This window comes from Microbacterium sp. LWS13-1.2 (assembly GCF_040144835.1).
Classification (GTDB): Bacteria; Actinomycetota; Actinomycetes; order Actinomycetales; family Microbacteriaceae; genus Microbacterium.
The window spans coordinates 3,622,319-3,636,636 of the sequence record NZ_CP151632.1; the positions used below are offsets into that span (position 1 = coordinate 3,622,319).

The 14,318-nt window shown below is 70.6% G+C and carries 12 protein-coding genes and 1 pseudogene; 11 read left to right on the top strand and 2 right to left on the bottom strand.

Annotated features, from left to right (window positions below; all coding sequences use genetic code 11):
* The first annotated feature begins 13 nt into the window (after positions 1–13).
* From glmS to MRBLWS13_RS16780, 8 genes and pseudogenes are all read left to right on the top strand, one after another.
* A complete protein-coding gene (glmS, locus tag MRBLWS13_RS16745) occupies positions 14–1,864 on the top strand; it encodes a glutamine--fructose-6-phosphate transaminase (isomerizing) (RefSeq protein ID WP_349426456.1) in 1,851 nt (616 codons plus the stop codon).
* 329 nt (positions 1,865–2,193) lie between these two features.
* Positions 2,194–2,544, top strand: a pseudogene (locus MRBLWS13_RS16750) (holo-ACP synthase); the annotation flags it as partial.
* Positions 2,545–2,669: 125 nt separating this feature from the next.
* Positions 2,670–3,794 carry an alanine racemase gene (gene alr, locus MRBLWS13_RS16755; protein ID WP_349426457.1) on the top strand — a complete coding sequence of 375 codons (1,125 nt, stop codon included), beginning with the start codon at positions 2,670–2,672 and terminating at the stop codon, positions 3,792–3,794.
* Between the two features lie 121 nt (positions 3,795–3,915).
* Positions 3,916–4,440, top strand: coding sequence for a tRNA (adenosine(37)-N6)-threonylcarbamoyltransferase complex ATPase subunit type 1 TsaE (tsaE, locus tag MRBLWS13_RS16760; RefSeq protein WP_349426458.1), 525 nt, complete (start codon positions 3,916–3,918; stop codon positions 4,438–4,440).
* Positions 4,437–5,174: a tRNA (adenosine(37)-N6)-threonylcarbamoyltransferase complex dimerization subunit type 1 TsaB gene (gene tsaB / locus MRBLWS13_RS16765; RefSeq protein WP_349426459.1), complete on the top strand. Its 738-nt coding sequence runs from the start codon at positions 4,437–4,439 to the stop codon at positions 5,172–5,174. The genes tsaE and tsaB overlap by 4 nt, the downstream gene beginning before the upstream one ends.
* Complete coding sequence (rimI, locus tag MRBLWS13_RS16770; RefSeq protein WP_349426460.1) at positions 5,171–5,764, top strand: ribosomal protein S18-alanine N-acetyltransferase; 594 nt, start codon at positions 5,171–5,173, stop codon at positions 5,762–5,764. The genes tsaB and rimI overlap by 4 nt, the downstream gene beginning before the upstream one ends.
* Positions 5,761–6,828, top strand: coding sequence for a tRNA (adenosine(37)-N6)-threonylcarbamoyltransferase complex transferase subunit TsaD (gene tsaD, locus MRBLWS13_RS16775; RefSeq protein ID WP_349426461.1), 1,068 nt, complete (start codon positions 5,761–5,763; stop codon positions 6,826–6,828). The genes rimI and tsaD overlap by 4 nt, the downstream gene beginning before the upstream one ends.
* Complete coding sequence (locus MRBLWS13_RS16780) at positions 6,825–7,538, top strand: hypothetical protein (protein WP_349426462.1); 714 nt, start codon at positions 6,825–6,827, stop codon at positions 7,536–7,538. Before tsaD ends, MRBLWS13_RS16780 begins: the two co-directional genes overlap by 4 nt.
* Before the next feature lie 163 nt (positions 7,539–7,701).
* Here the strand turns inward: MRBLWS13_RS16780 and MRBLWS13_RS16785 are convergent, their stop codons facing one another.
* The gene (locus tag MRBLWS13_RS16785) at positions 7,702–8,889 is read right to left on the bottom strand and encodes a class I SAM-dependent methyltransferase (protein ID WP_349426463.1); all 1,188 of its coding nucleotides are present in this window, start codon (positions 8,887–8,889) and stop codon (positions 7,702–7,704) included.
* A 163-nt stretch (positions 8,890–9,052) separates the two neighbouring features.
* Between MRBLWS13_RS16785 and MRBLWS13_RS16790 the strand changes: the two genes are divergently transcribed.
* From MRBLWS13_RS16790 to MRBLWS13_RS16800, 3 genes are all read left to right on the top strand, one after another.
* Positions 9,053–10,198: a hypothetical protein gene (locus tag MRBLWS13_RS16790; protein WP_349426464.1), complete on the top strand. Its 1,146-nt coding sequence runs from the start codon at positions 9,053–9,055 to the stop codon at positions 10,196–10,198.
* A 146-nt stretch (positions 10,199–10,344) separates the two neighbouring features.
* A complete protein-coding gene (locus tag MRBLWS13_RS16795) occupies positions 10,345–12,240 on the top strand; it encodes a dynamin family protein (RefSeq protein WP_349426465.1) in 1,896 nt (631 codons plus the stop codon).
* Positions 12,237–13,793: a dynamin family protein gene (locus MRBLWS13_RS16800; RefSeq protein WP_349426466.1), complete on the top strand. Its 1,557-nt coding sequence runs from the start codon at positions 12,237–12,239 to the stop codon at positions 13,791–13,793. The genes MRBLWS13_RS16795 and MRBLWS13_RS16800 overlap by 4 nt, the downstream gene beginning before the upstream one ends.
* On the opposite strand, the gene MRBLWS13_RS16805 is transcribed toward MRBLWS13_RS16800, so the two are convergent.
* Positions 13,689–14,168 carry a hypothetical protein gene (locus MRBLWS13_RS16805; protein WP_349426468.1) on the bottom strand — a complete coding sequence of 160 codons (480 nt, stop codon included), beginning with the start codon at positions 14,166–14,168 and terminating at the stop codon, positions 13,689–13,691. The genes MRBLWS13_RS16800 and MRBLWS13_RS16805 overlap by 105 nt on opposite strands.
* Between the last annotated feature and the right edge of the window lie 150 nt (positions 14,169–14,318).

Sequence of the window (14,318 nt, forward strand, 5' to 3'; positions counted from 1 at the left end):
TACCATTGTCGGCATGTGTGGAATCGTCGGATACGTGGGCCCGCGGCAGAGCCAGGCCGTCCTGATCTCAGGCCTCTCACGGCTCGAGTACCGCGGCTACGACTCGGCGGGCATCGCCGTGATCGACGCGAACGGCGACCTCGGCATGCGCAAGCGTGCGGGCAAGCTCAAGGTGCTCCGCGACGACCTCGCCGCGCACCCGCTCGCCGACGGCACCACCGGCATCGGCCACACCCGCTGGGCGACGCACGGCGGCCCCACCGACGGCAACGCCCACCCGCACCTCGCCGACGACGACAAGCTCGCCGTCATCCACAACGGCATCATCGAGAACTTCTCCGAGCTCAAGGACGAGCTCCTCGCGGACGGCTTCACCTTCCGCAGCGAGACCGACACCGAGGTCGCCGCCGTCCTGCTCGGCCGCGAGTACGACCGGTCGGGCGATCTCGTCGAGGCCTTCCGCGCCGTCGTCTCGCGACTGGAGGGCGCGTTCACCCTGCTCGCGATGCACCAGGAGCAGCCGGGCCTCGTCGTCGGTGCACGCCGCAACTCGCCCCTCGTGATCGGGCTGGGTGACGGTGAGAACTTCCTCGGCTCGGACGTCGCCGCCTTCGTCGAGCACACGCGCAACGCCCTCGCGATCGGCCAGGACCAGATCGTCGCGATCACCCCCGGGGCCGTCACCGTCACCGACTTCTCGGGTAACGCCGTCGAGGTCGAGCCCTTCGAGGTGACGTGGGATGCTGCTGCCGCCGAGAAGGGCGGCTGGTCGTCGTTCATGGCCAAGGAGGTCTCGGAAGAGCCGGATGCCGTGGCGAACACGCTGCGCGGCCGCATCCGCGACGGCGAGGTCGTCATCCCCGAGCTCGACGGCCTCGACGAGCTGTTCCGCGGCATCTCGCGCATCATCGTGATCGCGTGCGGCACGGCCGCCTACGCCGGCCAGGTCGGCAAGTACGCGATCGAGCAGTGGACCCGCATCCCGGTCGACGTCGAGCTCGCCCATGAGTTCCGCTACCGCGATCCGGTGATCGGAGCGGACACCCTCGTCGTCTCGATCAGCCAGTCGGGCGAGACGATGGACACGCTCATGGCGGTCAAGTACGCGCGCGAGCGCGGCGCGAAGACGCTCTCGATCTGCAACACGCAGGGCGCCACCATCCCTCGCGAGTCCGACGCCATCGTCTACACGCACGCCGGTCCCGAGGTCGCCGTCGCCTCCACCAAGGCATTCGTCGCGCAGATCACCGCGCTGTACCTCATGGGGCTGCACATCGGACGTGTCCGCGGCGCGATCGCGCCGGCGGACGCGGCCGACCACGTTCGCGAGCTCGAGGCGATCCCGGGCAAGATCACGCAGATCCTCGAGCGCGAACAGCCCCGCATCGAGCAGTTCGCCCACTGGATGGCCGACACCCGCTCGGTGCTGTTCCTCGGCCGCCACGTCGGCTACCCCATCGCACTCGAAGGCGCGCTCAAGCTCAAGGAGCTCGCGTACATCCACGCCGAGGGATTCGCCGCCGGCGAGCTCAAGCACGGACCCATCGCCCTCATCGAGCCCGGCCAGCCCGTGTTCGTCATCGTGCCGTCGCCACGCAAGTCGGCCGAGATGCACAAGAAGGTCATCTCAAGCATCGAGGAGATCCGCGCGCGCGGCGCTCGGGTCATCGCGATCGCGGAGGAGGGCGACGCCGCGGTGCTGCCCAAGGCCGACGAAGTGCTGCGCATCCCGCTCGCCGGACCCTTCTTCGAGCCGCTCCTGGCCGTCGTGCCGCTGCACATCTTCGCGATGGGCCTCGCCACGGCCAAGGGACTCGACGTCGATCAGCCCCGCAACCTCGCCAAGTCGGTCACGGTCGAGTAGCCGGCATCCGCGCGCTCGGGTCCTGCCGCCGGCGGGCCGCGGCGGGCGCGACGCCCCCCGGCGGGGGCGGGGGCCTGGCGAGGCCGAGGCGCCCCCGGTGGGCCGACGCGCCCCGGCGGGGCCGAGGCGCCTCAGGTGCAGTGCACGACCGTCGGTGTCTCCCGGTGACTTGCGCTGAACGTACGCCCGATCCGGCGTGGCGCTTACATCCAGCGCAAGTGAACAAGCGAGGGAGGCGCCGGGGTGGCAGCGCACCCGGAGCGGCGGGGCGCCCGGCGCGGCGCGATAGTCTGTCGGATGCCGCGCGCGCGGCGCGGCAGGAGGCTCACGTGATCGTCGGAATCGGCGTCGACCTCGTCGACATCCCGCGTTTCGAGCGCACGATCGAGCGCACACCGCGGCTCGTCGAACGGCTCTTCTCCGACGCGGAACGCCGGCTCAAGCCGCACTCGCTCGCCGCGCGGTACGCCGCGAAGGAGGCGCTCATCAAGGCGCTCGGCGGCTCGGACGGCGTGCACTGGACCGAGATCGAGGTCGCCTCCGAGGCTTCCGGTCGCCCGGTCTTCTCGCTGTGCGGATCGACGGCCGCCGTCGTCGCCTCGCGGGGGATCACCGCTCTGCATCTCTCGCTGTCGCACGATGCCGGCCTCGCGACGGCGTACGTGATCGCCGAGGCGATGCCCGAATCCCCGGCCTCACCGAATCAGGGGATTCGCGCCCAAACCGAGGGCGACGTCGCCGGTCTCGACGAGGATCGCCTGTCTCGGCGCTCGCCGAGCGCCGCCCCGACCACGGAGGGGGCCGCATGAGCCGTCTGCCCGCCGGGACGCTCCGCGAGGCGACGATCGACGTCGGCGCCATCGAGGACAACGTGCGGCACCTGCGCCGGCTCACCGGCTCGGAGGTCATCGCCGTCGTCAAGGCCGACGGCTACGGGCACGGGGCGGTGCGCTCGGCGCTCGCGGCGCTCGCGGGCGGCGCGACGCGGCTGGGCGTCGCCGACATCACCGAGGCTCTCGCACTCCGCCGCGCCGGCATCGACGCGCCGATCGTCGCGTGGCTGCACGCTCCCGGCGCCGACTTCGCCGAGGCGGCCGCACGCGGCATCGAGCTCGGCATCTCGAGCCTCGACCAGCTGCAGAGAGCCGCGGCGGCAGCATCCGCCGACCGTCCTGTCGGAGTGCACCTCAAGCTCGAGACCGGGCTGTCGCGCAACGGCATCGCGCCCGAGGACTACCGCGTGGTGTTCGCCGAGGCCGCGCGGCTCGAGCGGATCGGCCGGGTGCGCGTCTACGCCCTGTTCAGCCACCTGTCGAACGCTTCGGCGGAGGACGACCGCGCGGCCCTGCGCGCGTTCGAGGAGGGCATCGGCGTCGCGGCCTCGCTCGGACTCGCGCCGCCGCTGCGGCATCTCGCCGCGACGCACGCCGCGATCGACCTGCCCGAGTCGCGCCTCGGGTGCGTGCGGATCGGCATCGGGATCTACGGACTCTCGCCGTTCGCCGATCGGACGTCGGCCGACCTCGGCCTGCGCCCTGCGATGACCCTGCGCGGTGCGGTCGCCGCGGTGCGCCGCGTGCCCGCCGGCAAGGGCGTGTCGTACGGGTACGACTACCGCCCTGAGCGCGACACGACCCTTGCCCTGGTACCGCTCGGCTACGCCGACGGTGTGCCCCGGCAGGCGTCGGGGGCGGGTCCCGTCGTGATCGGCGGGCGCAGGTTCACCGTCGCCGGCCGGATCGCCATGGATCAGTTCGTCGTCGACGTCGGCGATGCGCCCGTTGCCGTGGGGGACGAGGCGGTGCTCTTCGGCGATCCCACCCTGGGGGCACCAGCCGCGACGGAATGGGCGGATGCCGCGGGCACGATCAATTACGAGATCGTCACGCGCATCGGCCCTCGGGTCGCCCGGCGGCAGGTCGCGGAATGAGCGTGCTGCCTGTTCCGTTCTCAGGATTGATGCAGCGGCCTCGGCCCGGCGCGCGCGTATTTCTGCGGTCCGCGCAACGGGCCCAGAGCAGCGGTCCTGAGTACGGTACGGGGGAGGCGGGATGAGCGAGGGGATCGACGCACTCGTCGGCGCGCGTGAGATCACCTCGCCCGACGCCATGGAGGCGCTGGGCGAAGAAATGGGACGGATGCTGCGCCCCGGCGACATGGTGGTCCTCACCGGACCGCTCGGCGCAGGCAAGACCACGCTCACGCGGGGTATCGGCCGGGGACTGGACGTGCGAGGTCCCATCCAGAGCCCGACGTTCGTGCTTGCGCGCACGCACCCGTCGCTCGTCGGCGGTACGCCCCTCGTACACGTCGACGCCTACCGGCTGGGCTCGGCCGCCGAACTGGACGACCTCGACATCGACTTCGACGGTTCCGTCGTGATCGTCGAGTGGGGGAGGGGTCTCGTCGACGGCATCCGCGACCACTGGTGGGAGGTGGAGCTCGACCGTGAATGGCACGGGCGTGGGCAGGACGACGCGTGCTACGGCGTCGCCCACGAGGCAGAGCTCGATGCCGACGCACCCCGCCTCGTGAAGATCTCGCGCCACGGCGCGCCGACTACCCTGGAAGGGTGATCCTCGGCATCGACACGTCGCTCGGCTCCGCAGTGGCGGTGGTCGAGCCCGACGGCGTCATCCGGTCCGAGGCCGCCAGCCTCGATCCGCGTGGGCACGCCGAGGTCATCGGCACCCTGCTGGAGCGGGCGCTGGCCGAGGCATCCGTCAGCCCTTCGGACATCACGCATGTCGCCGCCGGAATGGGACCGGGACCGTTCACCGGGCTGCGCGTCGGCATCGCGGCGGCACGGACGTTCGCCCTCGGCCGGGGCGTGCCCGTCATTCCCGTCGTGAGCCATGACGCCGTCGCGCTGGAGCTGCTCCTGCACAGCGCCCTCACGGCCGACTGGGGTTCGGTCGGCGGCTACGAGAATCCCGACGACGATACCTTCGCGGTCGTGACCGACGCGCGCCGGCGCGAGTTCGCGTACACGCTCTACCGCGGACTCGACGACGACGGGCTTCCGATCCGCGTGGCCGAGCCGGCGCTCGTCCCCCGCGACGACCTCGATGCGGCGCTCGCGCAGGCGGCGGCCGAACGCCGCGACGCCGACCGCATCCCCGCCGCGATGCTCGCGCTCGCCGCGGCACGCTCTCTCGCCGCCGGGCGGAGCATCGGCTCGGTCGACGCGCTGTACCTGCGAGCGCCCGACGTCACGCTGCCGCACGCACCGAAGCGGGTCAACGTCGCCGCATCCGCCGAACGATCAGGCGACCGGGCGCCGTCCCATTCACAGCGGGACGACGCATGAGCCTCCGCAGGGCGACCGGCGACGACCTCGCCGCGATCATGGCTCTCGAACGCGCATCGTTCCCCACCGACGCCTGGTCGGAGGCGATGATGCGCGAAGAGCTCGCCTCCCCGCACGGCTGGTACGTCGTCGACAACGAGGCCGGCCGACTCGTCGGCTACGCGGGACTGCGGGCGGTCGCTGGAGCGAAGGATGCCGACATCCAGACCATCGCCATCGCCGACGTGTCGCGGGGGCGCGGTCGCGGCCGTTCGCTGCTGCGGGCGCTGCTCGACGAGGCCGCGCGCCGCGGTGTCGCCCATGTCTTCCTCGAGGTGCGCGCCGACAACCCGGTCGCGCAGGCGCTCTACATCTCGGAGGGCTTCGCCGAGATCGGCCGCAAGCCCCGGTACTACCAGCCCGACGACGTCGACGCCGTGGTGATGAAGCTCGATGTGCGGGGCTGGCACGGCGCTTCGGCAAGCTCAGCGCCCGGTGCAGACTCAGCGCCCGGTGCCGGCTCGGCGCCCGGTGCCGGCTCCGCGTCCGGCGCCGCCTCAGCGCCCAGCGGCGGTGCAGCGCCCGCGTGGGACGGAGGGGTGTGCACGTGAACCGCGCCGAACCGCTGGTGCTGGGCATCGAGACGAGCTGCGACGAGACCGGCATCGGGATCGTCCGCGGCCGCACGCTGCTGTCGAACACGATCGCCAGCTCGATGGACGAGCACGCCCGCTACGGCGGGGTCGTGCCCGAGGTCGCCGCTCGCGCGCATCTCGAGGCGCTGCAGCCGTCCATCGAGGCGGCGCTCGCCGAGTCGGGCGTCGCGCTGGCCGATCTCGACGCCGTCGCGGTGACGAGCGGCCCGGGTCTCGCGGGAGCCCTCATGGTCGGAATCGGCGCGGCCAAGGCGCTCGCCGTGTCGCTCGAGAAGCCGCTCTATGCCGTCAACCACCTGGTCGGCCACATCGCGGCCGACATCCTCGACACCGACGCGCCCCCGCTGGAGTACCCGACGGTCGCGCTGCTGGTGAGCGGCGGCCATACCTCGCTGCTGCTCGTGCGCGACCTCACCACCGATGTCGAGCTGCTCGGCGAGACGATGGACGACGCTGCCGGGGAGGCGTTCGACAAGGTCGCACGGCTGCTCGGGCTGCCGTACCCCGGGGGCCCCGAGATCGATCGGGCGGCGGCATCCGGCGATCCGAAGGCGGTCCCCTTCCCGCGCGGCCTGTCCCGCGCGTCCGACATGGCGGCGCACCGCTACGACTTCTCGTTCTCAGGGCTGAAGACGGCGGTCGCCCGCTGGGTCGAGCTGCGCCAGGCGGCGGGGGAGCAGGTTCCGGTCGCGGATGTCGCGGCGAGCTTCCGCGAGGCCGTCGTCGACGTGCTCGTGACCAAGGCGCTCGCCGCGTGCCGCGACCACGGCGTGCCGCGCCTGCTGCTCGGCGGTGGTGTCATCGCCAACCGGCGCCTGCGCGACGTGGCGCTCGAGCGAGCCGCAGCCGAGGGCGTCACCGTGCGCATCCCGCCGCTGTCGCTGTGTACCGACAACGGCGCGATGATCGCCGCCCTCACCTCCGAGCTCATCATGTCGGGCCGCGCTCCGTCGACGCTCGAGTTCGGCGCCGACTCGACGCTGCCCGTCACCGAGATCCAGGTCGCGGAGTCGCGATGACGGACGAACGGATGCCGGTCCCCGGCGACGACGCGACCCGCGAGCCCCCGGCCGGGGCGAAGCCGCCACCCGCCGACACGAAGGTGTCGGCCGAGACCCCGGTGCCCCCGGCCGCCGACGCCGCCACGACGCCGCCCGCCGCCACGTCGCCACCGGCCGACACGACGGTGCCGGCGGAGTCCCCTGCGCCGCCGCGCGCGGCCGCCGACGCCGCCGCGCCGCGACCGGCCGACACGACGGTGCCGGCGGAGCCCCCTGCGCCGCCGCGCCCGGCCGAGCCGACGGTCACGTCGGTCTCGCCCGACATCGACCTCGCGCAGGACGCCTCGCCGCTGCCCGGGGCGCATCGCGGCGGGTTCCAGCGCCTGCCGACCGCGCCGGTTGCGGTCACCGTCGAGACGGCTCCCGCCGAGCCGGGTGGTGAGTTCACGCCGGACGACACCTCGTGGCAGGCGACCGATTCCGCGTTCCACAGCGGCCTCGCGGGCTGGGCGCTCGCGTTCGCGGTCGTCGGCCTCTTGGTGTCGATGTTCGTCGGGTGGGGATTCCCTATCGGACTGGTCGCCGTCGTCTCGGCGATCATCGCCCTGCGTCGCCCGCTCGAGAACCGCGCCGTGGCGGTGTGGGCCATCGCCCTGGGCGCGCTGTCCATCCTCTACAGCGCCGGGTGGCTGCTCTTCACCGCGATGCGGGCCAACTTCTTCGGCTGACACCCGCCCCGCTCCCGCCCCGCCTCCCGCGCCGCGCCCCCGCCTGCCGGCCCTCCCCGTCAGTTCACTTGCGCTGAACATACGGAAAAATACAGCCTCGGCCGTACATTCAGCGCAAGTGAACGGAATCGGGAGAATGAGCGCGGCATCCCCGAGGCAGCGGTCAGACGCGGTCGGCGAGGATCGCGGTGCGCTTGTTGCCGATCCGCGTGAGCAGCAGCGTGGCCGACGCCGACCCGCGGAGCTTCAGGCGGGTGCGCAGCGCCGCGGGATCGACATCCACTCCGCGCTTCTTGATCTCCAGGCGCCCGATGTCGCGCTCGCGGAGGGCCTTGCTGAGCGCCTTCACCTCCGCCGGCAGCACCTCCCGCACGCGGAAGGTCGACACGAAGGGCGAGGTGAGGGCGGCGTCCGACGTGAGGTAGGCGATGTGCTCGTCGAGCATGCCCGCCTCGAGGCTGCGGGCGACGTCGCCGATGAGCCGTGCGCGGATGACCGCGCCGTCGGGCTCGTGCAGGTAGGCGCCGAGCTCGCGAGCGGGCTCGTCGTCGGCATCCGTCTCCGCCGTCAGCTCATGCGCCCTGTCGTTGCGGATGACGAGCGCCGCTCGCCGCACCCTCTCGCGCGCGAGCGCGCCCGACCACAGCACGAGCTCGACGGTGGAGCCGTCGGCGCTCACCCACTGCGCCTCGACGTCGTCGGGGATGACCTCACGATCGAGGCCGGGCCCGAGCTTGACGCCGACGGGCATGCGTCGCGCGAGGCCGAAGACCCAGTCGAGCGACGGCGACCAGTCCTCGGGACGGGTGCGTGTGGTCTCGGCGTGACCGGCGGTGCGGCGCGCGGGATCGAGCCACGCGGCGTCGACGCCCTCGAGATCCGCCTCCTCCGCGGTGCCGTGGCGCACCTCGACGTCGGCGCCGAACGGGGCCAGGTTGTAGGCGGCGATCCCCGCAGTGATCTCGTCGGCGTCGACCGCCGTGACGCGCAGGCCGAGGCCGGCGAGACCGAGCGCGTCCCCGCCGATGCCGCAGCCGAGGTCGGCGACATGGGCGAAGCCGGCATCCCGGAAGCGCGCCGCGTGGCGGGCCGCGATCGGTAGGCGGGTGGCCTGCTCGAGCCCTGCGCGCGTGAACAGCATCCGCTCGGCCAGCTCGCCGAACTTCGGCCGTGCGCGCGTGCGCAGCCGTGCCTGCCCGACGACCGCCGACACGAGGTCGGGGGAGTGACCGTCGCGACGGAGCCGCGTCACCGCCCGCGCGACATCGTCGGACGAGTCGACCGGCGGCATGGCGTCGAGCAGCCGGAGCCCCTCGGGCGTCAGGAGCGCCTCGAATTCGGAGAGTTCCACCCGCCGAGCCTACGGGGGTACCCCGGGCTGCATCCCCGAAACCCCCACCGGATCCCCCTCTGCGGAGGGGGGAAGTGCGGGGAACCTCCGGATGTGGCGGCGACCGCCCGGGCAGAGACTCTTCATACACCGCCACCCTGGCTCAGCGAGAAAAGGATCAATCATGGCTGACGACAACACCAACGTGCTGGGTGTTCAGACGAACATCGAAGACGTCCTCTCCAACAACGAGGTCGGGAACACCGACGTCGAGGTCGAGGACAACGTTGTCGGCAACGACGGAAACGTGGTCGGCAACGACACGGACGTCGATGTCGAGGACAACAACGTCAACAGCGCGGTCGGCAACGACGACAACATCGTGGACAGCGCCGTCGGCAACGACATCGCTTCCGACAACGAGATCGGCAACACCGACGTCGACGTCGAGGACTCCGGCAACGGCAACTTCTCCGACAACGTGGGTGGCGACGCCACCGACATCGACGACTCCGGCAACGGTAACTTCTCGGGCAACACCGACAACTCCGACAACTCCGACAACTCGACCAACAACGCCGCTGTCGGCGTGGGCAACCAGTCGGACAACTCGGACAACTCGGTCGAGAACGAGCTCGAGGTCGACGTCGAGATCGAGGACTCGTTCAACGACAACTCGGACAACTCGACGGACGACAACCGCGACATCGAGGACGCCTACAACAGCTACACGGACTCGTTCAACGAGACCACGCTGAACGACGACTCGGTCACCGTGGGTGTGCGCCAGTACAACACCGGTGTCGGCGGCGACCTCAACATCGGCGGCGTTCTGGGTGGCGGCGCTGCTGCCGCGGCGGCTGGTGCTGCCGGTGCACTGAGCCTCGAGCTCGACAACCGCGCTCAGGTCGTCGACCAGTCGGTCAACCAGTCCTTCGGCTTCGTCGACGGCGACGTCGAGCAGGACTTCGACCAGGAGGCCGTCGCCAACTCCGGTGACAACGGCGCTGCGGCCGGCGACGACGCCGACGTCGACAACTCGTGGACCAACACCGAGGTCGGCGACATCTCGATCGGCAACACCTGGATCGAGACGCACATCAGCGACTCCTTCCAGGACAACTCGACCAACGAGTGGAACGAGTTCGAGGTCGAGATCGACGACTCGTTCAACGACTACTCCGACCACACCAACGTCGAGGTCGAGATCGAGGACGCCTTCAACGAGGAGTTCAACACCGAGGTCGAGAACGACTTCGAATGGGAGAACAGCGGCAACTTCTTCAGCCCGGGTGGGGACGTCGCAGGCGACGACCTCATCGATCTCTGATCCCTCTCAAGCCTTGCCCGGTCGCCTCTGAAGAGGCGGCCGGGCAAGACCAATTTACGATGCGGATCGACCGCCCGGTCCGCAACCCCCGAGGTCGCTCCGATGCCGTAGCGTGATACGGGGGAGATGCGTCGAGGGGGACTCAGGTGTCTGAAGCTGTAGCCGTCAAGAAGCCGAGCCGGGAGGATGCCGAGCCGGCGGCGCCGTCCGCGGTGGAGCGTTCGTCGAGCAAGGCGCTCGTCACGATCGTTGACAACGTCGGTCAGCTCGCCTCATCGACGGGGCGCACAGACCTGGCGCGGCGTCTGGAGCACACCCACGAACGACTGCAGGACCCCAACGTGCGGGTCATCGTCGTCGGCGAGTTCAAGCAGGGCAAGAGCAAGCTCATCAACGCCCTCGTGAACGCCCCGGTGTGCCCCGTCGACGATGACGTGGCGACGAGCGTGCCGACCTCGGTCGGCTATGCCGCGACCCCCGATGCATGGGTGACCCTGCAGTCCGCGAATGAGTCCGAGGCGCCGGTCCGTCAGCAGATCGCGCTGGAGGACATCGCACAGTTCGTGTCGGAGCGCGGCAATCCCGCCAATGAGCGCAGAGTCGTCGCCGCCGAGGTCGTGCTTCCCCGCGAGCTGCTCAAGGGCGGACTGCGACTGGTGGACTCGCCCGGTGTCGGAGGCCTCGACTCGACGAACGCCCTCGCCACTCTGGCGGCGCTGTCATCTGCGCATGCGGTCCTGCTGGTGTCCGATGCCTCGCAGGAGTACACCGAGCCCGAGGTGCAGTTCCTCAAGCACGCCATGCGCGTGTCGCCGAACGTGGCCGCCGTGCTCGCCAAGACCGACATGTATCCCCAGTGGCGCGACATCGAGCGCATCGATCGCGCGCATCTCGGCGACCTCGGGGACGTCCCGATCTTCGCGGTCTCCAGCGATCTGCGCCTCATCGCCGCCGAGGAGCAGGACCGCGAGCTCAACAGCGAGTCCGGATTCCCCGCGCTCGTGGCGCACCTCCGGCAGGAGGTGCTCGGCCGTGCGGAGATCATCCACGCGCGCAGCGCCGTGCATGATCTGGTGTCGGTGGTCGAGCAGCTGAAGATGTCGCTCACCTCCGAGCTCGAGGCGATCCTCCACCCGGAGAACACCCCGAGGCTCATCGCGCAGCTCGAAGATGCGAAGGCGCGCGCCGACGAGTTCCGCGGTCGCTCGTCCAAATGGCAGATCACCCTGAACGACGGCGTCGCCGACCTCATCTCGGACATGGAGCACGACCTCCGTGACCGGCTCCGCAAGGTGCAGCGTGAGGCCGAGGATGCGATCGACGAGGGCGACCCCGGCCCCATCTGGGACCAGATCACCGAATGGCTCGACCAGCGCGTGTCGGCGGCAGTCTCGGAGACGTTCGTGTGGACCGACGAGCGCTCACGGTGGCTGTCGGAAGAGGTCGCGGAGCTGTTCAGCGAAGGTGAAGCGGGCCTCCCGCTCATCGACGTGGGCGACACCGAAGGCGTGCTGGACCCGGTCGAGGGTCTGTCCGACCTCGGCCATCGTCAGATGGGCGCGGCCGAGAAGATCTTCATCGGCGTCCGCGGCTCGTATGGCGGCGTGCTCATGGTGGGCCTCGCGACCGGCCTCATCGGCCTGACCCTCATCAACCCGCTCTCGCTCCTCGCCGGCGTCCTCGTCGGCCGCCGCGCCTATCGCGAAGACATGAGCTCGCGGTTGTCCCGCCGGCGGTTCGAGGCGAAGTCGCTCGTCCGCAAGTACCTCGATGAGGTGCAGTTCCAGGTGGGCAAGCAGCTGAAAGACCGCCTGCGGCTCGTCCAGCGGGCGGCGCGCGACCACTTCGGCAGCATGGCCGACGAGATCCACCGCTCGTTGTCCGATGCGATGCTCGCCGCCAAGCAGGCGGCCGGCACCTATGCCGGAGAGAGCGAGAAGCGGGTGAAGGAGCTGAACGCCCAGGTGCAGCAGCTCGAGGCACTCCGGGCCAAGATCCCCGCACTGCCCCCGGCGCGGGCCGTGGAGGCGGCGAAGCGGTGAGGACCACCACCCAAGACGATACGGCCGCCCTCATCCGCGCCGCATCGGAGCTCTATATCGACGACCCTGCGGCGATGGACGTGCTGTCCGACCTGGATCGGCGGCTCCGGGAGCCGCTGCGCGTGGCCATCGCGGGAATGGTGAAAGCCGGGAAGTCCACACTCCTGAACGCGATGCTGGGCGAGCGGCTCGCGCCGACCGACGCCGGCGAGTGCACCCGGGTGGTCACGTGGTACCGGTACTCGGCGACGCCCACCATCACGCTCCACCCCCACGACGGGCCGCCGCGGCGCATGCCGATCCATCGCGAGGAGGGTCGCCTCGTCCTCGAGCTCGGAGACATCTCGCCGGACGAGACGGCGTGGATCGATGTGGGGTGGCCGTCGACCGGGCTGCGCAATCTCATCCTCATCGACACGCCGGGCATCGCATCGCTCTCGAAGGACGTCTCGGCGCGCTCCACGGACTTCCTCGTTCCCGAGACCGAGCCGTCTTCGGCCGACGCGATCGTGTACCTCATGCGCCATATGCACGCGTCCGACCTCAAGTTCCTGGAGTCTTTCCGCGACACCGCCGCAGGAGCTTCACAGACGGTCAACGCCGTGGCCGTGCTGTCGCGTGCCGACGAGATCGGCGCCGGCCGCATCGACTCCCTGCTGTCGGCCGGCAAGGTCGCACGGCGCTACGAGAAGGACGGCGAGCTTGCGGCGCTGTCGCTCGGAGTGGTCCCGGTCGCCGGACTGCTCGCCGAGAGCGCACGGACGATGCGCGAGGACGAGTTCACCTCTTTCCAGGAGCTGGCCTCCCTCGAGCGCAAGGCACGAGAGGCGCTCATGGTCTCTGCCGATCGGTTCGCGCGACCCGCGGAATCCACGTCGCTGAGCGAGGAGGTTCGCCGTCAGCTCCTGAGCCGCTTCGGCATCTTCGGCGTACGTCTCGCGAGCGCTCTCATCCGCACCGGCGCCACCGACTCCACACAGCTGTCGGAGCAGCTCGTGCAGCAGAGCGGGCTCAACGAGCTCCAGCAGTTCATCCGGCTGCAGTTCCGTACGCGAGCGGCGGCGCTCAAAATAAGGGGCGTGCTCGACGCTCTCCAGACGCTCCTGCGCGACAGCCCGCGACCCGGCACCGAGACGATCGTCGGGGGAGTGGAGCGGATCTACGCCTCCGCGCACACGCTGCGCGAGCTGTCGCTCCTGGCGCGCGCACGATCGTCCGATCTGCCGTTGAGCCGGTCCGACGCCACCGAGGCGGAGCGGATCATCGGAGGTGAGGGCCCGTCCGCATCGGCCCGCCTCGGGCTTCCCGATTCGGCGACGCAGCCAGAGCTGCGCGACAAGGTCGAGGAGCTGCTGGCGCGCTGGCGGAGGCTCAGCGCGTCTCCGATCGCGGAACGGGCGACGGTCGAGGTCGCCCGTCAAGTGATCCGCAGCCTCGAGGAGGTGGCGTCAGAAGTCGCCCTCTCCGCCCCCGGCCCGACGGACGTCGTACTTGCGGGCGGTCCATTGCAGAGCGCCCCGGAACGAGCTGAAGAGGAGCGCGAGGAGGGCTAGCGACCACTGTGCGAAGAGCACCTGGCGAAGAACCGGGCCGTGCTCACCCGTGGCGAAGAATTCGGACGACAGCAGAAAGAGCCCGATCTGTCCCACCACCGTCGCGAGCTGCCACCACCGGGCATTCGGCTTGCGATTCGAGAACGACACCAGCAGCACGATCTGGATCAGCAGTAGGGTGACTGCCACGGCGAAGACGGACCAGAAGAGGATGTCGGCGGCAGCCGTGTACGTCTCCTCGCTGCGCCCCTCCGCGACGCCCTTCACGACCTCCGTGATGAGCGGTACCTGGTCTTCGCGGATCACGAAGAGGTAGACGACCGCGACGCCACCGGCGAGAAGGCTCAGCACCCACAGGAGCTGACTGAGGCGCACCGTGAACGGCGGCGGACGCTTCGTCAGAACGGGCGCGACGTTCGGGCTCGCCGTCGGCGGACGCTCCGGCGCTTCACGCCGCTCTCGCGATGGAGGTGGAGGTGGCGGAGTCCGGTCGCGTGAGGGGCTCGACTGGGGGGCCACCACCTC